General features: G+C 42.7%; 16 protein-coding genes. All 16 read right to left on the reverse strand.

Annotation, left to right across the window (positions count from 1 at the left end):
* The 16 genes from truB to pyrH all read right to left on the reverse strand — a co-directional run bounded on the left by truB (nt 1) and on the right by pyrH (nt 18015).
* Nucleotides 1-930 (reverse strand): tRNA pseudouridine(55) synthase TruB, encoded by a 930-nt coding sequence (truB, locus tag MOC09_RS04480; RefSeq protein ID WP_268358436.1) that lies wholly within the window; start codon nt 928-930, stop codon nt 1-3.
* Between the two features lie 83 nt (nt 931-1013).
* A complete protein-coding gene (rbfA, locus tag MOC09_RS04485) occupies nt 1014-1367 on the reverse strand; it encodes a 30S ribosome-binding factor RbfA (protein WP_009967251.1) in 354 nt (117 codons plus the stop codon).
* A gap of 16 nt (nt 1368-1383) precedes the next feature.
* Nucleotides 1384-1662: a DUF503 domain-containing protein gene (locus tag MOC09_RS04490; protein ID WP_003220950.1), complete on the reverse strand. Its 279-nt coding sequence runs from the start codon at nt 1660-1662 to the stop codon at nt 1384-1386.
* Nucleotides 1659-3806 carry a translation initiation factor IF-2 gene (gene infB, locus MOC09_RS04495; protein ID WP_268358438.1) on the reverse strand — a complete coding sequence of 716 codons (2148 nt, stop codon included), beginning with the start codon at nt 3804-3806 and terminating at the stop codon, nt 1659-1661. Before infB ends, MOC09_RS04490 begins: the two co-directional genes overlap by 4 nt.
* A 19-nt stretch (nt 3807-3825) precedes the next feature.
* A complete protein-coding gene (locus MOC09_RS04500) occupies nt 3826-4128 on the reverse strand; it encodes a YlxQ family RNA-binding protein (RefSeq protein WP_003220946.1) in 303 nt (100 codons plus the stop codon).
* Between the two features lies 1 nt (nt 4129).
* Nucleotides 4130-4405, reverse strand: a complete 276-nt coding sequence (rulR, locus tag MOC09_RS04505) for a glucose-induced regulator RulR (protein WP_010334283.1) — start codon at nt 4403-4405, stop codon at nt 4130-4132.
* A 13-nt stretch (nt 4406-4418) separates the two neighbouring features.
* Entirely contained in the window at nt 4419-5537 is a 1119-nt protein-coding gene (nusA, locus tag MOC09_RS04510) for a transcription termination factor NusA (protein ID WP_268358439.1), read from the reverse strand.
* Nucleotides 5538-5571: 34 nt separating this feature from the next.
* Nucleotides 5572-6042, reverse strand: a complete 471-nt coding sequence (gene rimP / locus MOC09_RS04515) for a ribosome maturation factor RimP (RefSeq protein WP_003231915.1) — start codon at nt 6040-6042, stop codon at nt 5572-5574.
* Nucleotides 6043-6371: 329 nt separating this feature from the next.
* Nucleotides 6372-10685, reverse strand: a complete 4314-nt coding sequence (locus MOC09_RS04520) for a PolC-type DNA polymerase III (RefSeq protein WP_014476824.1) — start codon at nt 10683-10685, stop codon at nt 6372-6374.
* A 108-nt stretch (nt 10686-10793) separates the two neighbouring features.
* A complete protein-coding gene (proS, locus tag MOC09_RS04525) occupies nt 10794-12488 on the reverse strand; it encodes a proline--tRNA ligase (protein ID WP_268369694.1) in 1695 nt (564 codons plus the stop codon).
* A 32-nt stretch (nt 12489-12520) separates the two neighbouring features.
* Complete coding sequence (rseP, locus tag MOC09_RS04530) at nt 12521-13789, reverse strand: RIP metalloprotease RseP (RefSeq protein ID WP_268362157.1); 1269 nt, start codon at nt 13787-13789, stop codon at nt 12521-12523.
* A 6-nt stretch (nt 13790-13795) separates the two neighbouring features.
* Entirely contained in the window at nt 13796-14947 is a 1152-nt protein-coding gene (dxr, locus tag MOC09_RS04535) for a 1-deoxy-D-xylulose-5-phosphate reductoisomerase (RefSeq protein WP_268362155.1), read from the reverse strand.
* Between the two features lie 60 nt (nt 14948-15007).
* Nucleotides 15008-15817 (reverse strand): phosphatidate cytidylyltransferase, encoded by an 810-nt coding sequence (cdsA, locus tag MOC09_RS04540; RefSeq protein ID WP_268362154.1) that lies wholly within the window; start codon nt 15815-15817, stop codon nt 15008-15010.
* Nucleotides 15818-15820: 3 nt separating this feature from the next.
* Nucleotides 15821-16603 carry an isoprenyl transferase gene (locus MOC09_RS04545; RefSeq protein WP_268362152.1) on the reverse strand — a complete coding sequence of 261 codons (783 nt, stop codon included), beginning with the start codon at nt 16601-16603 and terminating at the stop codon, nt 15821-15823.
* 130 nt (nt 16604-16733) lie between these two features.
* Nucleotides 16734-17291 carry a ribosome recycling factor gene (frr, locus tag MOC09_RS04550; protein WP_268362150.1) on the reverse strand — a complete coding sequence of 186 codons (558 nt, stop codon included), beginning with the start codon at nt 17289-17291 and terminating at the stop codon, nt 16734-16736.
* Between the two features lies 1 nt (nt 17292).
* Nucleotides 17293-18015: a UMP kinase gene (gene pyrH / locus MOC09_RS04555; protein WP_003220923.1), complete on the reverse strand. Its 723-nt coding sequence runs from the start codon at nt 18013-18015 to the stop codon at nt 17293-17295.
* Between the last annotated feature and the right edge of the window lie 113 nt (nt 18016-18128).

The raw sequence follows: 18128 nt of genomic DNA on the forward strand, positions 1-18128 counted from the left end.
CTATTGTTCGCTTTTTTGCATCAATACTTTTGCCGGCTTTAACAGCCCTTTTTTTGCAGGATGGGGGAAATAGATCGCCAAACAGGTTCCGGATTCAGTAAAGACGGCAATTCGGTCTTCACTTGTCATCTCAGAAAACTGCTCGGGCGTCTCAAGCAAAGCCCCATTTTCTACTTTCTTAGCTAATGTATCACTTATGATCCATTTCGGCAAATGATTGAGCGCACGTTCAATAGGAACTGTATGCTCTTCCACGGTTCCGGATTGGGCTTGTGCTTCCAGTTCATCGAAGGTAAAGCATTCGTCGAGGGAAAAATCTCCGGATGCCGTCCGGATTAAATGAGACATATGAGCCGGATATCCAAGCTTTTCTCCAATCATGACCGCCAGCGTCCTTACATAGGTGCCTTTTGAGCATGTCACTGTAAACCGGAAACTCGCTGTTTCTTCGCTATGCTTAATCCCTGTCGTCAGCTCAATGTCTTCAATGGTAATCATACGTTTTGGACGTTCTACTTCAATCCCTGCTCTGGCGTACTCGTATAATTTTTTGCCATTTACTTTTACAGCGGAATACATAGGAGGAATTTGTTCCTGTTTTCCCTTTAAACTGTTTAACACCTTTTCTACTTCCGTTTTATCAATGTCTTGTTTGACAGGCTTTCTTTCAACCGTTTCGCCAGTCTGATCCTCTGTTGTGGTTGAAAAGCCAAGCGTTATTTCCGCATCATACGTTTTTGACTTTTCAGTTAAGTATTCGACAATTTTTGTGGCCCTTCCCACACAAATCGGAAGCACCCCTGACACTTCAGGATCGAGCGTTCCCGTATGTCCTACTTTTTTTGTTTTTAACAGTTTTCGGATCTTCATGACACAGTCGTGCGATGTCATGCCAACAGGTTTATGTAAAAGGAGAACTCCGTTAACCATTTGTCTTTCACTCCTTCTTTTAAGCTTTTTTCTCTAAAAACGCAGAAAAGAGGACAGACGATATACGCCTATCCTCTCCATTTTTATTCAGATGGTTTCTCTGAATGTAATTCGTGAATCAGTGTTTCGATACGATTTCCGTAATCGATTGATTCATCGAACTCAAATTCAATTTCAGGCGTTTTTCGAAGTCTGATGCGGCTGCCGATTTCAGAACGGATAAATCCTTTCGCCTTTGCCAGCCCTTTCAGCGCTTCCTCCCGTTTTTTCTCGTCACCGAGAACCGAGATATACACCTTTGCAATTTGTAAATCACCTGATACACGTACATCCGTTACTGTCAGAAAACCAATTCTCGGGTCCTTCAGCTTGCGGCTGATAATATCACCGAGTTCTTTTTTCATTTGCTCGCCGACACGGTTTGCTCTCATACTCAATTCAATCACCTCTAAGTTAAAACCACTCTGTTCTAGTGATCGTCCGTTCAATTTCAGGAAAAGAGTCGATAAACGCCAAAACACGCTGCAGCTCTTTTTCTGTTTGAACGCGAGAGGAAGAAACAGCGGCGATTCCGAAGCTGGTTCTTTGCCAAGTGTCCTGATAGCCAATCTCCGAAATCGAAACATTGAACTTATTTTGAACCCTGGTTAAGATCCGCTTCAGAACGGCACGCTTTTCTTTTAGTGATCCCGCATCATAAATGATGCATTCACACTCCGCAAATCCGATCACGTTCTTTCAATTTCCTGCATGACAAACGCTTCAAGGATGTCACCTTCACGAATGTCATTGTATTTCTTAATTGTAATACCACATTCATAGCCTTGTGAAACTTCTTTCACATCATCTTTAAAGCGTTTCAGAACGTCTACTTCGCCTTCGAAGATGACGACGCCGTCACGAATTAAACGGAGACCGCTGTCGCGCGTAATAGTTCCTTCAGTAACATATCCGCCGGCAATTGTACCAATTTTAGATACTTTGAATGTTTGGCGCACTTCTACTTGACCAATTACTTTTTCTTCATATTCAGGATCTAGCATACCTTTCATGGCAGCTTCAATCTCGTCGATTACTTTGTAAATGATACGGTGAAGACGAATATCTACATTTTCAGCTTCAGCCGTACTCTTAGCATTTCCGTCCGGTCTCACATTAAACCCAATAACTATTGCATTGGAAGCAGATGCCAAGATAATGTCAGATTCAGTAATCGCGCCAACGCCGGTATGGATGATTTTCACTTTAACGCCTTCCACTTCAATTTTCTGAAGTGCAGCCGTTAAAGCTTCAGCAGATCCTTGAACGTCAGCTTTTACGATGAGGTTGATGTCTTTTACATCACCTTGTTTAATTTGCTCGAATAAGTCATCAAGACTGAGCTTCGCTTTATCACTGCGCTGCTCTTCAAGCTGTTTCGCAGCACGTGCTTCCCCGACAGAACGTGCTGTTTTTTCATCTTTAAAGACAAGGAATTGGTCTCCCGCTTGAGGGACATCGTTCAGACCGGTAATTTCAACCGGAGTTGACGGGCCGGCAGTTTTCACGCGGCGTCCAATGTCGTTGACCATTGCACGGACACGGCCAAAAGTATTGCCGACTACGATCGGATCTCCGACATGCAGTGTTCCAGTCTGTACGAGCAATGTCGCAACTGATCCTCTGCCTTTATCAAGTTCTGCTTCAATAACGGTTCCTTTTGCCTGACGGTTCGGATTCGCCTTCAGTTCCTCTACCTCACTGACAAGCAAAATCATTTCAACGAGTTCATCAATGCCTTTTCCAGTTAAAGCGGAAAGAGGCACAAAAATCGTTTCTCCGCCCCAGGCTTCAGGGACAAGTCCGTATTCCGTCAGTTCTTGCATTACACGGTCAGGATTTGCGGATTCTTTATCAATTTTATTCACAGCAACGATAATTGGAACCTCAGCTGCTTTTGCATGGTTAATCGCTTCTACTGTTTGCGGCATTACACCGTCATCGGCAGCTACAACGAGAATTGTAATATCAGTTACTTCTGCACCGCGTGCACGCATTGTTGTAAATGCGGCGTGTCCCGGAGTATCCAAGAACGTAATTTTTTTGCCGTTCTCTTCAATTTGGTAAGCACCGATATGCTGAGTGATTCCGCCTGCTTCTCCTTCAACAACCTTCGTTTTACGGATGCTGTCAAGAAGCGTCGTTTTCCCATGGTCAACGTGACCCATGATCGTCACGACAGGAGGACGAATTTCAAGATCCTCTTCATTATCAGGCTCTTCGTATTTCTCCAATTCTGTTTCCTCAAGCACAATAACTTCTTCTGTTTCTACACCATATTCTGATGCAATGAGTTCAATTGTGTCCTTATCAAGCTCTTGGTTAATGGTAGCCATTACACCAAGAAGCATCAGCTTTTTAATAATTTCTGAAGGCTCTTTGCCAAGCTCTTCAGCCAGTGCACCGACAGTTAAAGTACCGGAGAACGTAATTTTCTCAGGAAGCTCTTTTTTCGGCTTTACAGGCTTTTGCTGATATTGGTTTTTATTGTTGTTGTTGCGTTTATTTTTTTTGTTGTTGTTATTTTTCTTGTTTTTGTTAAATTGATTATTCTGCACGTCATTCTTCTTTCCGTCTCGAATTTTATTTGGTTGATTTCCAGCTGATTGCTGATTAATCCCTTGCGGCTGTTTGTTTTTGTTCGTTTCTGCAGGCTTTTGAGATTTAGCGGCTGCGCCGCCTTTTTTATATTTGGCATCAAGCTGTTTAATGGCCTTTTCTTCAAGCATGGCCATGTGATTATTCACTTCTAAATCCATGTTTTTCAGTGCGGTCAAAATTTCCTTACTTGAAACATTTAACGCTTTTGCATATTCGTATACTCTCATTTTAGCCATTCGTTCACCCCCAAAAATATTAATCGAGCAAGCTGATCAGCTTATTCGCAAAACCTTGGTCAGTGACGGCGACAACGACACGGGCTTCTTTACCGATAGAGCGTCCAAGAACCGCGCGACTCTCGACTTTTTTATAAGGGACTTTATAATAATTGCACTTGTCAGTTACTTTTTTCGCTGTGTTAGAAGATGCATCCTCTGTAAGCAGGACAAGCTTTGCACGCGCATTCCTGATTTCTTTAATTACCAAGTCCTCGCCTGACACGACCTTACGAGCTCGATTGGCCAGACCCAGCAAGGGAAACCATTCCATTCCAGACATTTTATTTTTTCACCTTTTCCGCCAGCTCCAGCAATTCTTCGAAAATCTGGTCATCGATTTGTGATTGAAATTGATTTTGCAAAGTGTTTTTCTTTTTTGCTGCTAAGATGCACTCTTTATCAAGCGTTAAATAAGCACCCCGTCCGTTCTTTTTTCCGGTCGGGTCTACTGAGATTTCGCCTTCTTTCGAACGTACAACTCGGATCAGTTCCTTTTTAGGCTTCATTTCACCAGTCACTACACATTTGCGTAACGGGATCTTCTTGTGTTTATTCACCTAAGGTCACCTCTTATTCATCCGATTCAGCAGTTTCAGGCTCCGTAAAGAGCGGCTCATCGTCTTCTTCTTCAAGTTCTCTCGGATAGATTCCAAGTTCTCTCGCGTCCGTTTCGCTCTTAATATCAATCTTCCAGCCTGTCAGTTTAGCAGCTAAGCGTGCGTTTTGTCCTCTTTTGCCAATCGCCAGAGACAGCTGGTAATCAGGAACAATAACAGTTGTCGCTTTTTCTTCTTCATTTACGATGACATCCAGCACTTTCGAAGGGCTGAGTGCATTCGCGACAAATTCTACAGGATCACTGGACCAGTTGACAATGTCAATTTTTTCACCTTTTAATTCATTGACGATCGCCTGAACACGCTGGCCTTTAGGGCCTACGCATGAGCCGACAGGGTCCACGTCAGGATCATCGGTGCGGACAGAAATTTTTGAACGGTCGCCGGCTTCTCTGGCAACAGATTTCAGCTCGACAGTTCCATCATAAATTTCAGGCACTTCAATTTCAAACAAACGCTTTAACAGGCCTGGATGTGTTCTTGACACATAAATCTGCGGGCCCTTCGTCGTTTTCTCTACTTTTGTGATATATACCTTAATGCGGTCATGAGGCTTGTAGGTTTCATTTGGCATTTGCTCATTAACAGGCAGCAAGGCTTCTATTTTTCCTAAAGACACGTAGATAAACTTATTGTCCAGACGCTGGACGATACCTGTCATGATGTCTTCTTCACGGTCGATAAATTCAGAATAAATCACACCGCGCTCAGCTTCGCGCACACGCTGTGTAACGACCTGCTTCGCTGTTTGAGCAGCTATACGCCCGAAATCCTTAGGTGTTACTTCGATTTCGACGACGTCGCCGACCATATATTCCGGGTGGATGCCCTGCGCCTCTTCAATAGAGATCTCTAGTCTTTGGTCGTATACTTCGTCAACGACATCTTTTCTTGCAAATACACGGATGGAGCCAGTTTCACGGTTTAAATCCACCCGTACATTTTGCGCTTGATTAAAATTCCGCTTATAAGCAGAAATTAACGCAGCTTCGATTGCTTCAATGATAATTTCTTTACTGATGCCTTTTTCTTTTTCAAGAATCGTGAGAGCATCTAATAATTCACTGCTCATTTAACGGTCTCCCCCCTTAAAACATTTGTATTCATTAGAATGTAACAGCTAATCTTGCATTAGCTATCTTTTCATACGGAATATTGATCCGTTTCTTTCTTGTTTTGATCGTGATCTCAACTGTCACTGTTTGTCCATCAAATTCAGCCAGTTCACCTTCAAACACTTTTACGCCGTCAATAGGCTCATACGTCTTAATGTATACGTTTTTTCCTAGTGATTTTTCGAAATCGGCTTTTTTCTTTAGCGGACGCTCAGCTCCTGGAGATGAGACTTCAAGAAAGTAATTTTGGCTGATTGGGTCTGCCTCATCAAGCTTTTCGCTTAAAGCTTCGCTTACTTTGGCACATTCCTCAATATCCACACCGTCATCGGAATCAATAAACACGCGAAGGAACCAGCTTTGGCCCTCTTTGACAAATTCAATGTCAACGAGTTCCAGCTGAAGGCTGTCTACGATTGGCTGAGCCATTTCTTGAACGGTGTCAGTCACTTTTTTGCTCATGTTCTTCCTCCTTGTGCTGTCGATCTCATATTCGTCTCGTCACTCTGCATAAAAACCCTGCTTCAAAAGAGCAGGGGCTAAAAAGTAAACGATGAACATGTCGAGACAAAATTCTCCTGTTCAATACAAAAGAGCGGGTTTCCCCACTCTTTGCCTCGGTAATCGTTAGCATTTCCAATAAAACTATACCATAACCATATTTTTATTGCAAATGGATATACGCTTACCTTCATACCTAAGTAAGTGACAGAAACTCTAATATTACAATGGCACTTTTTGCGCTTATGTATGCATAGAAGCAGAATTTCCGTGAAATTCTGCTTTCCATGTTAGAACAGTGATAATTGGTTTTGATCAGGCAGTGACTCCAGACAGCCATGGCGATCTAAGTACTCTAAAATCGTTTTTGATACTTTCCCTCTCTTTTGCAAATCTTCTTTAGAGAGGAATTCGCCTTCTTCGCGCGCTTTTACAATGTTCAAAGCAGCGTTCGTCCCTAACCCTGGAATAGAGTTAAACGGCGGAATAAGACTGTTGCCGTCAATAATAAACTCTGTGGCGCTGGAGCGATATAAATCGACTTTTTGGAATGAATAGCCTCTCTCACACATCTCAAGCGCTAATTCTAAAACAGTCAGAAGGTTCTTTTCCTTCGGTGAAGCATCAAGTCCTTTAGAGTTTATATCCTCCATTACCGCTCTGATTGCTGTAGAGCCCTTGATCATTGTATCGATATCAAAGTCATCTGCACGAACGGTAAAATAAGCCGCATAATACAAAAGAGCATGATGCACTTTAAAGTAAGCAATGCGGACTGCCATTAAGACATATGCCGCGGCGTGGGCTTTCGGGAACATGTATTTAATCTTTTTACAAGAATCAATATACCAGTCTGGGACATTGTTATTTTTCATTTCTTCTTCCCATTCAGGCGTTAATCCTTTTCCTTTACGCACGAATTCCATGATTTTAAAGGCAAGGGACGGCTCAAGGCCTTGATAGATTAAATAAACCATAATGTCATCACGGCAGCCGATCACCTCACTCAGCTCACAAATATTATTGTGGATGAGCTCCTGTGCATTGCCAAGCCATACATCAGTTCCGTGAGACAAGCCTGAAATCTGAACAAGCTCAGAAAAAGTGGTCGGCTTTGTATCTTCAAGCATCTGCCGGACAAATCGGGTACCGAATTCAGGAATTCCAAGAGTGCCCGTTTTACAGCCAATCTGTTCTTCAGTCACACCGAGTGATTCGGTTCCCTGGAAGATCTTCATCACTTCAGGATCATCCGTCGGAATTGTTTTCGGATCTATTCCGCTTAAGTCTTGAAGCATCCGAATAACGGTCGGGTCATCGTGTCCTAGAATATCAAGCTTTAACAGGTTGTCATGGATGGAGTGGAAATCAAAATGAGTCGTTTTCCACTCTGAACCTGTGGCATCTGCCGGGAACTGGATCGGTGAAAAATCATAAATATCCATATAATCCGGAACTACGATAATACCGCCAGGGTGCTGTCCAGTTGTACGTTTTACACCTGTGCACCCCTGTACGAGCCGATCTATTTCGGCACCGCGCATATGAAGATTGTTATCTCCGGCATAGCCTTTTACATAACCGTAGGCTGTTTTTTCTGCCACCGTGCCTATTGTTCCCGCACGATATACATTGTCTTCTCCGAACAATACTTTTGTGTAATTGTGTGCTTGCGGCTGATATTCCCCTGAGAAGTTCAAATCGATATCAGGTACTTTGTCCCCTTTAAATCCTAAGAACGTTTCAAATGGAATATCATGGCCGTCTTTTTTCAAAGGCGTTCCGCAATGAGGACATGTCTTGTCAGGCAGGTCAAAACCAGAACCGACAGAACCGTCATTAAAGAACTCAGAATGCTGGCACTCAGGACAAACATAGTGCGGCGGCAGCGGGTTTACCTCAGTAATCTCAGTAAGTGTCGCAACTAATGAAGATCCTACGGAACCACGGGAACCAACGAGATACCCGTCATCTAGTGAACGTTTTACAAGTTTGTGAGAGATCAAGTAAATAACAGCAAATCCGTGGCCAATGATACTCTTTAACTCTTTTTCAATCCGAGCTTCGACAATTTCAGGCAGCTCTTCCCCGTAAATGCTTCTTGCGCGCTGATAGCTCATTTCTCTGATCTCTTCATCGGCGCCTTCGATTTTCGGCGTATATAAATCATCTTTAATCGGCTTGATGTCATCAACTAAAGAAGCAACCTTTTGGGTATTGGTGACTACGATCTCCTTCGCTTTTTCTTCACCTAAGAAAGAAAAAGCTTCAAGCATTTCGTCTGTCGTTCTGAAATGCACTTTCGGCAGTTCATGCCTGTTTAGCGGATTTGCCCCGCCTTGTGAGGATATTAAAATCTTTCTGTAGATTTTATCCTCATCATTCAAGTAATGAACATTTCCCGTAGCAACAACCGGTTTATTAAGCTTTTCCCCCAGCTTCGTGATATTCGCAATAATTTCTTTCAACGCTTTTTCATCACGGACCAGTTCAAGCTCCAGCAAGTGACGATACACTTCAGGCGGCTGAACCTCAAGGTAATCATAGAATGACGCGATATCTTCCACCTCTTCAGGCGATTTTTGCATCATTCCCTCAAAAACCTCTCCCCTGTCACAGGCAGAACCGATCAGAAGCCCTTCCCTGTATTTTTCAAGCTGAGATCTCGGGATACGTGGCACTCTGTAAAAATAATGAATATGAGAAAGTGACACAAGCTTAAATAAATTTTTAAGTCCCGTGCTGTTCACGGCAAGTAATGTTGCATGATACGGTCTTGATCTTTGATAAGCATTGGACTGACCCATATTTTCATTCAACTCATCATGGTACTGAATACCTTTTTCAGCTGCGTCTTTCAGCATTTTCAGAAGCAAATAAGCGGTTGCCTCAGTATCATAGATCGCACGGTGATGCTGTGTGAGTTCGATATCAAACTTTTTACAAAGTGTGTTCAACCGGTGGTTCTTAAATTCCGGATAGAGAAAACGTCCAAGTTCAAGCGTGTCAATGACTGGGTTTTTAGCTTTATCGACTTCAAGAAGCTTTTTATAGGCTACATTTAAGAATCCCATATCAAAGCTTGCATTATGAGCGACAAGGATATCATCGCCAATCCATTCTCTGAAATCTCTTATTACATCTACGACATCCGGAGCGTCTTGTAGCATATCATCAGTGATCCCTGTCAGCTCTATGATAGTGGCGGAAAGCGGACGATGCGGGTTCGCAAACGCCTCAAATTTATCAATAATTTCTCCGCCTTTTACTTTTACTGCAGCCAGCTCAATAATGGTATCGTATACAGCAGACAATCCTGTCGTCTCAACGTCAAAAACAACATATGTTTCTTCTTCGAGCAGACGATGTGCGGCATTATAAGCAATTGGCACGCCATCATCCACGAGATTCGCTTCCATCCCGTAAATCATTTTAATTCCATGCTTTTTGGCCGCAGAATACGCATCAGGGAAGGATTGAACGACAGCATGGTCGGTCAAAGCGATGGCCTCATGCCCCCATTTTTTAGCCTGTTCGACAAGCTTTCCGATACCCGTAACAGCATCCATTTGGCTCATTGGGGAATGAAGATGCAATTCCACTCTTTTTTCTCCTTCAGGTGCTGAATCTTCACGGGTTTTTGCTTTTATTTCGTTCACGTCATTTGCGATCATGACAAGGTCTCTGACAAATGTATCATTTTGAATGCTTCCGCGTGCTTTTACCCACATTCCTTTTTTCAGAGACTTCATCAGTGCCGCATCTTCTTTTTCACGTGCAAACATTTTGATCAAAATACTATTTGTATAGTCTGTAATTTTGAAGATACACAGCGTGCGCCCGCTCTTCAGCTCGCGCGTCTCCACATCAAACACATAACCTTGGACCGTAATTCTCCGTTCTTCGTCCATGATGCTGTCAAGTGTCCGGATTTCCTCGTTATCTTTAATTTGATAACCGATAACAAGAGGACCAGATGGTGCTTGGTCTTCATCACTTTCTTTATCTTTCTTCTCCATTTCAATCAAGGCCTGCATAGCCCGCTCTTGGTCTTCTGCAAGCTTTTGCTCCCGAAACTTTTGAACTTCCTGCTCGGATACAAATATTTCAGCATCAAGCTGAAGATCCGGAAAGCCAAATTGACGGTAGCCTGCTTGTATCATGGAACTATATTTGTTCTTTAGCGCAGCCGCTTCTGTATCCGTTTTGGTTTTGACAATCAGTTTATTGCCCTTCAGCTTCGGTTTTTGCTGGTTTAAAAGACTGATAATCGGCGGCGAAATGCCCTGCAGTTCTTCAATGCAGCGTGACCAGTAGTCTTGAACGATACTTTCACTGACCTCGGCATCGTGAACTTCAATTGAAGATGTCACTTTTGCTATGTGGGCAAACGATTGCGTCAGCCTCGTTGTTAATGTGTCATATATTTGAAAAGGCAGCAAAGATTTAAATTGAAAATGAAAATGCCAAGACTTAGAAGCTTTGTGAATTGTCAGCTTTTTAATCTCGCCATGTTCAAAGTATGTCATGAAGGTATCATCTGTCATATTAATCTGCTGCAGAAGAATTTGAAACTGCCTTCTGTTTACTGATAACTGTTCCATTAAGACAGTATCCCTCCCTAAAAACATCATAAGTGAAGGTACCTCAGGCAATGAGGTACCTTCTATTATTTCTATTTTAACATGTTTTTTGATAAATCGTTATGGTGATTACTGCTTGCTGATAAACGCAGATAATTCGTCTACTGAAATCTCAGTTGACTCACCAGTTTGACGAATTTTCACTTCGACGATTCCTTCGTCAGCTCGTTTTCCGACAGTGATGCGGATTGGAAGGCCGATTAGATCTGAATCAGCGAATTTTACGCCGGCACGCTCAGCACGGTCATCATAGAGCACTTCATAGCCTTCCGCTTTTAAATCGGCATACAGCTTTTCTGCTAGCTCTCTTTGCCCATCGTTTTTCATGTTCAAAGCAAGAATATGAAGATCGTACGGCGCAACGCTTTTTGGCCAAATTAATCCTTTTTCGTCATGATGCTGTTCAGCAATAGCAGACAGCGTTCTTGACACACCGATTCCGTAACAGCCCATCAGCATTGGCTGCGCGCGTCCGTTTTCATCTAAGTATGTCGCATTCATCGCTTCTGAATAGCGTGTTCCGAGCTTAAAGACTTGTCCGACTTCGATTCCTTCCGCAAAACGGATCGTGCCCTTGCCGTCTGGTGATGGGTCACCTTCTTTAATAAATCGAAGATCAGCAAATTCTTTAATTTGCGCGTCACGGTTCACGTTGACATTTTTATAATGATGATCTCCTTCATTCGCACCAGCAATAGCATTAACCATTGCTTTCACAGCAAGATCGGCATAAACTTCAACTTCTTGTTTAACACCGACAGGGCCGACAAAGCCTGGCTCTGTTCCAAGCTGCTGAATAACCTCTTCGTGTGAAGCAAGTTCCACAACTTCTGCTTGAAGCAAGTTTTTCACTTTAATATCGTTAACTTCATGATCTCCTCTTACAAGCACTAAGACAAAACGGTCATCTGCTTTAAACAATACTGATTTAATGCAGTCTTCAGCGGAAACCTGTAAAAACGCAGTCAGTTCTTCGATTGTTTTCACGTTAGGGGTATGGACCTTTTCTAAAGCTTCAGGCTCTTCATTAGAAGGGACTTCTTGATAAAGAACTTCAGCCATTTCGATATTCGCTGCATACTGTGATTCATCAGAATACGCAATCGTATCCTCTCCGATCGCAGAAAGCGCCATAAACTCGTGCGTATCCTTTCCTCCCATTGCACCTGAATCGGCAATAACAGGCCTTACATTAATGCCGCAGCGGGCAAAAATATTAGAATAGGCCTCGTACATTTTTTGATACGTTTCATCCAGGCTTTCTTCAGATGCATGGAAAGAATACGCATCCTTCATTATAAATTCGCGGCCTCTTAACAAACCGAAGCGAGGACGCTTTTCATCTCTGAACTTAGACTGAATTTGATACAGTGTCAGAGGGAGACGCTTATAGGATTTAACCTCATCGCGAACAAGTGAAGTGATAACTTCTTCATGCGTTGCCCCTAAAGCAAATTCACGGCCATGACGGTCTTTCAGTCTCATCAGTTCAGGGCCATACGTATACCATCTGCCTGATTCCTGCCATGTCTCCGCCTGCTGTAATGCGGGCATAAGCATTTCTACGGCATCAATTTTCTCCATTTCTTCACGAACAATCTGCTGAATGTTTTGAATCACCTTATACGCAAGAGGCATATAGCTGTATACCCCGCTCGTATTCTGTCTGATAAATCCTGCTCTCAGAAGAAGCTGATGACTTTTTGCTTCGGCATCAGCTGGAACTTCACGGAGCGTAGGAATAAGCGTCAAACTTTGTCTCATTTCTTCGCACCTCTGATTGATTTACTTTTCGTTTACAAGAACAGCCGCTGGATATCGTTCCATGTGACGACCAGCATAAGAAGCATTAAGAAAGCTACCCCGATAAACACAACGAATGCTTCTTTTTCTCTGTTAATCGGTTTGCCCCGAATCGCTTCAATAAATAGAAATAACAATCTTCCTCCGTCTAGTGCCGGAATCGGAAGCAGGTTGACAATACCAAGGTTAATGCTTAAAAACGCCGCAAACTGGAATAAGTTCACTAACCCTGTTTTTGCCACTTGGTCTGTCATATCATATATGCCGACAGGGCCTGACAGCATATCAAGTTTAAATTGGCCTGTCACCAATTTGCTTAAGTTGGTTAAAATGGCTTTGGTGACATCAACTGTTGATGTCGCGCCGTAAGCAACTGCTGAGAGAACGCCTTTTTCAGTCGGCGCATAGGAACCGAAGCGTCCGATTGTTTTTTTGTTCTCATCTTTAACAGCTTCCGGAGTCACTGAAATATGAAGCGTTTTGTTATCCCTTTTTACTGCAACGTCCATTTCTTTTTCCGGGTTTTCTTTTACAGCAGAGACAATGTCAGTCCAAGACCTCATTTTCTCTCCGTTAATGCTTTGGATGTAATCCCCTTCTTTTAGCCCTGCTTCGGCCGCCCGTCCATTGTCCGTCAGCTGCCCGAGCATAGGCTCATTTGACGGTACGCCTTGAATCAGCCCAAGCATTACTAAAATGACGTAAGCTAAAATAAAGTTCATAATCGGCCCTGCAGCAATCGCTTTAATTCGCTGCCACACAGGTTTGGAACCAAATTGGCGATTATACGGCGCGATCTGTACTTCTTCTCCATCTACTATGAAAAAAGAAGTTTCGCTGACAGTGAAGCTGGAAAGCTCATCCTCTTTCCCTTGTTCATAGCCGGTGATCTTCATGTCATGCTCTAGATCCGCGGTTTCCACTTCAATGACTAAAGCATCCGGGTATTTTTCCTTTTGATTGATGATGACTTTCTCAACTTGATCTTCTTTATTAAACAGAAGGCCGACCGTGTAACCGGGTTTCACCTCAATCATTTCCGGATCTTCGCCGGCCATGCGGACAAACCCGCCGACCGGAAGCAGCCTGATCGTATAAACTGTTTCATTTTTTTTGAAAGAAAAAATCTTTGGACCGAAGCCGATTGCAAATTCACGGCAGAGAATCCCCGCTCTTTGGGCAAGCAATAAATGGCCCAGTTCATGGAAGAAAACGAGCGTTCCGAAAATAATGATAAACGCTATAACTGTATTCACGAACATACCACCTTATGTGAGTATTGAATTGACGTATCCCCGGGTATCTTTGTCCACTTCTTGAATGTCCGCCAGACTCGGTTTTTTTATAATCTGATGGCGGGATAGTGCCTTTTCGATACAGTCTTCAATAGCCAAAAACGGTATCTTGCCAGCTAAAAAGGCAGCGACAGCTACTTCATTTGCCGCATTCAAGACTGTCGGCATTGTTCCTCCTATTTTACCTGATTCAAAAGCAAATTGTAAGCATCGGAACCTGTCAAAATCAGCTTTCTCAAAATGAAGGCTGCCGATTTCCCATAATTCAAGCCTTTTCGCATCTGGTAAAGGCAACCGGTCAGGATAGGTGAGCGCATATTGAATTGGAACCCTCATATCAGGCGTGCCAAGCTGCGCGATCACACTTTTGTCATGAAACTCAACCATTGAATGGATGATGCTCTCCTTATGTAAAACCACATCAATTTGTTCATATGGTATATCGAAAAGCCAATGTGCCTCGATCACCTCTAATCCCTTATTCATCATTGTAGCCGAATCAATTGTAATTTTTGCACCCATTGACCAATTCGGGTGTTTTAATGCATCCTCAACTGTTACTGATTCGAGCTCCTCTCGCGTCTTGTCCCGAAAGCTTCCGCCGGACGCCGTGATGATGAGGCGTTCAATATTTTTAGACTGTTCGCCTTGGAGAGCTTGAAAAATTGCTGAATGCTCACTGTCAACAGGCAACAGCGGAACATCGTATTTCTTAGCATGTTCTTTTACTATATGCCCTGCAGTGACAAGAGTTTCCTTATTTGCAAGCGCAATTGTTTTTTTCTGTTCAATTGCCTTTAACGTCGGGATAAGGCCAACGCTTCCGAGTAAGGCGTTGACCACAACGTCAACCTCTTCCATCACTGCTGCTTCTATCAGCCCTTCTTCTCCCAGCCCAATCTGGCATTCAAAAGAGAAAGACATTTGTTTTAATTTATGATATGTATCCAGATCACCGACAGAGACAAACTTCGGCTTAAAGGCCTCTATCATTGGAACGGCCTTATCAATATTTCTGCCAAACGACATAGATACCAGCTGAAATTGATCTTGATGTGTACGCAATACGTCAAGTGTCTGTTCGCCGATTGATCCTGTTGCTCCTAAAAGACAAATATTTTTCAAAGTGCCACTACTCCTATTCTATTTGCTGCATGATCAGCCTTATATTCATATTAGACTTTTTTATGAAAAAAGGGCAAGCAGAAAGTACAAGAAAGGCATGACAAACAAGAAACTGTCGAAACGGTCCAAGATACCGCCATGCCCGGGAAGAATCTTTCCAGAATCCTTAACATCGTAATGTCTTTTTAAGGCGGATTCCACTAAATCCCCAAGTTGTCCGAAAACAGATAAAAACAGCGTGATCAACAGCAGATAGATATACGGGACCGGAAGATGTACAACAAGCTGAAAAATCGTCGCGAGTATAAGTGCGATGACAATTCCGCCTGCAAATCCTTCCACTGTTTTATTCGGACTGATTTCAGGCCACAGTTTTCGCTTCCCAATCGATTTCCCGACAAAATATGCACCGGAATCAGTGGACCAAATGACAACACACGCGTAAAAAATGTATGTTAACCCGTACTGGTCAAGATTTCTGATTTCTATAAAATAATGAAAACACATTCCGATGTAAATTGTTGCAAGCGTAATAAATCCGACTTCATCAAAGGTAAAGGTGTTTTTCACCAACACCGTGTAAGTCAGCAAAAGCAGTACCGCGAACAAAGCAATTTCCATTTTTGAAATGCCGTTCGCTTCAAAAAACGAATACTGGCTTGGCAATAAGAACATCCATAATAATAAAAGACTGATCAAACCCGGCAGTGAAACTAGCTTCAGCTTTTTCATCCGTAAAAGTTCAAAAAGCGCTACACTGCCCATAGCATAAATTAATATGGTGAACGGCAAATTCCCGACAATAACCAAAAATAAAAATACAATTGCTGCCAGAACACCTGTCAAAATTCTTTGTTTCATGTCCACCATCCTCTAAATTCCGCCAAACCTCCGGCCCCTCTGCTGAAATTCTCCTAACGCCTGTAAGAAGTGATCTTCTTTAAAGTCAGGCCACAAGACATCAGTAAACACAAATTCGCTGTAGGCAACCTGCCATAGCATAAAATTGCTCAGTCTAATCTCACCGCTCGTTCGAATTAAAAGTTCAGGATCCTGCAAAGATTCAGTCATTAAATAATTAGAAAAAAGCGATTCATCGATGTCTTCAATATTCAAGGAGCCTTCCTTCACTTTTTCCGCGAGTGATTTTGCAGCGGTGACAATTTCAGTACGTCCTCCATAATTGAGAGCAAAATTGAGGATCATTCCGTCGTTTTGCGCCGTATCCCGTACAGCCTTTTCAATCGCACGTAATGTGTGCGCCGGCAAAGCTGTTTCATCTCCAATGATCCGAACCTGTACATTTTCCTCCACAAGCTCTGGAAGATACGTATTTAAAAATTCTTCCGGAAGCTTCATTAAAAAATCGACTTCCATTTTCGGCCTCTTCCAGTTTTCTGTTGAAAATGCATACAATGTCAATACTTTGACACCTAGTTCATTCGCAAGCTTTGTTGTACTTTTTACTACCTTCATCCCTTCATGGTGGCCTGCAATTCGGGGAAGAGAGCGTTTTTTAGCCCAACGGCCATTTCCATCCATGATAATGGCGATGTGTTCAGGAATTTCTCCCTTAAGTATGTCTTCTTTTGTATAACGTTCTAAGTTGGAAGCCGCAGTTTGCTGATTCTTCCAATTTTTGAGTATGTTGAGCATGAGATTCCTCCGTCACCCAAAAAGGTTGCATTCCCTGCTGATAACCAATGTAATCAACAGTATTAACAAAAAAACCCCCTGTAAACATGAGAGGGTCTTTTCACTATTATCTATTGTACATAGTTTTTCATTAAACTTCCATGATTTCTTTTTCTTTGTCTTTTGTGACACTGTCAATTTTTGACACATATTCATCTGTCAGTTTTTGAACGTCTTCTGTTGAAGCACGCAGTTCATCCTCAGTAATGTCTCCGTTTTTCTCAAGTTTTTTGAGATCATCGTTAGCATCACGGCGGACGTTACGGACAGCTACTTTTGCGTCTTCAGCATATTTTTTTACAACTTTCACTAATTCTTTCCGTCTTTCTTCTGTTAATGCCGGAATCGCAATACGAATCATATTGCCGTCACTAGTTGGCGTAAGGCCTAAATCAGCTTTTAAAATCGCTTTCTCGATATCGCCGATTGCTGTTTTGTCGTATGGCGTAACGACCAGCATACGAGCTTCAGGCACGTTAATAGAAGACAGCTGATTTAAAGGTGTCTGTGCTCCGTAATATTCAACCGTTACTTTATCTAATAAAGATGGATTTGCTCGGCCTGCACGTACAGTAGCCAATTCGCGCTGATAAGCGGCAATTGCTTTTTCCATTTTTTCTTTTGTTTGAGTTAATACTTCTTTTGACACGTTATTTCCCCCTCACGATCGTTCCGATTGATTCACCGATAACGGCACGTTTGATATTTCCTTCTTCCATAATAGAAAAGACGATAAGCGGAATGTCATTGTCCATGCATAAAGATGACGCTGTTGAATCCATGACTTCCAGGCCGTCTTTCAGAACGTCAAGATAAGATAGTGACTCATACTTAACAGCTGATTCATCTTTTCTAGGATCAGCATTATACACACCGTCAACATTATTTTTAGCCATTAAAATAACGTCTGCTTCAATTTCAGCAGCCCGCAGTGCAGCTGTCGTATCAGTTGAGAAATATGGGTTTCCTGTGCCCGCAGCGAAAATAACGACACGTTTTTTCTCTAAGTGGCGTATCGCTTTTCTTCTTATGTACGGTTCAGCAACTTGTCTCATTTCAATGGATGTTTGCACTCTGGACTGGATTCCGAGTGTTTCCAAGCTGTCTTGAAGCGCAAGCGAATTCATCACTGTCGCCAGCATTCCCATATAGTCAGCCGTTGCACGGTCCATGCCCAGGTCACTTCCTGTTTTTCCGCGCCATAAGTTGCCGCCGCCTACTACAACAGCCACTTCGACTTCAAGCTCAGCGATTTCTTTCACTTGCTTTGCAATGGATTGAATGACAGTCGGGTTAATTCCGTTTCCCTGTTCTCCTGCCAATGCTTCCCCGCTAAGCTTTAATACGATACGTTTGTATTTTGGTTTTTCCATGATAACCTCCAAGTGTAAACATTGCCGTTTTCTATTATGCAAGAGAAAAAAAGGTTTGTAAATATAGTTTTAAAAATAGGGAACACAAAGTGTGTCCCCTATACTGCCTGAAA

The sequence above is a fragment of the Bacillus sp. N12A5 genome, assembly GCF_026790125.1.
Classification (GTDB): domain Bacteria; phylum Bacillota; class Bacilli; order Bacillales; family Bacillaceae; genus Bacillus.

Coding starts and splice junctions, on each gene's coding strand:
- truB (WP_268358436.1), bottom strand. CDS start 930: ATGGTTAACGGAGTTCTCCTTTTACATAAACCTGTTGGCATGACATCG.
- infB (WP_268358438.1), bottom strand. CDS start 3,806: ATGGCTAAAATGAGAGTATACGAATATGCAAAAGCGTTAAATGTTTCA.
- MOC09_RS04500 (WP_003220946.1), bottom strand. CDS start 4,128: ATGTCTGGAATGGAATGGTTTCCCTTGCTGGGTCTGGCCAATCGAGCT.
- nusA (WP_268358439.1), bottom strand. CDS start 5,537: ATGAGCAGTGAATTATTAGATGCTCTCACGATTCTTGAAAAAGAAAAA.
- rimP (WP_003231915.1), bottom strand. CDS start 6,042: ATGAGCAAAAAAGTGACTGACACCGTTCAAGAAATGGCTCAGCCAATC.
- MOC09_RS04520 (WP_014476824.1), bottom strand. CDS start 10,685: ATGGAACAGTTATCAGTAAACAGAAGGCAGTTTCAAATTCTTCTGCAG.
- proS (WP_268369694.1), bottom strand. CDS start 12,488: ATGAGACAAAGTTTGACGCTTATTCCTACGCTCCGTGAAGTTCCAGCT.
- rseP (WP_268362157.1), bottom strand. CDS start 13,789: ATGTTCGTGAATACAGTTATAGCGTTTATCATTATTTTCGGAACGCTC.
- cdsA (WP_268362154.1), bottom strand. CDS start 15,817: ATGGTGGACATGAAACAAAGAATTTTGACAGGTGTTCTGGCAGCAATT.
- MOC09_RS04545 (WP_268362152.1), bottom strand. CDS start 16,603: ATGCTCAACATACTCAAAAATTGGAAGAATCAGCAAACTGCGGCTTCC.
- pyrH (WP_003220923.1), bottom strand. CDS start 18,015: ATGGAAAAACCAAAATACAAACGTATCGTATTAAAGCTTAGCGGGGAA.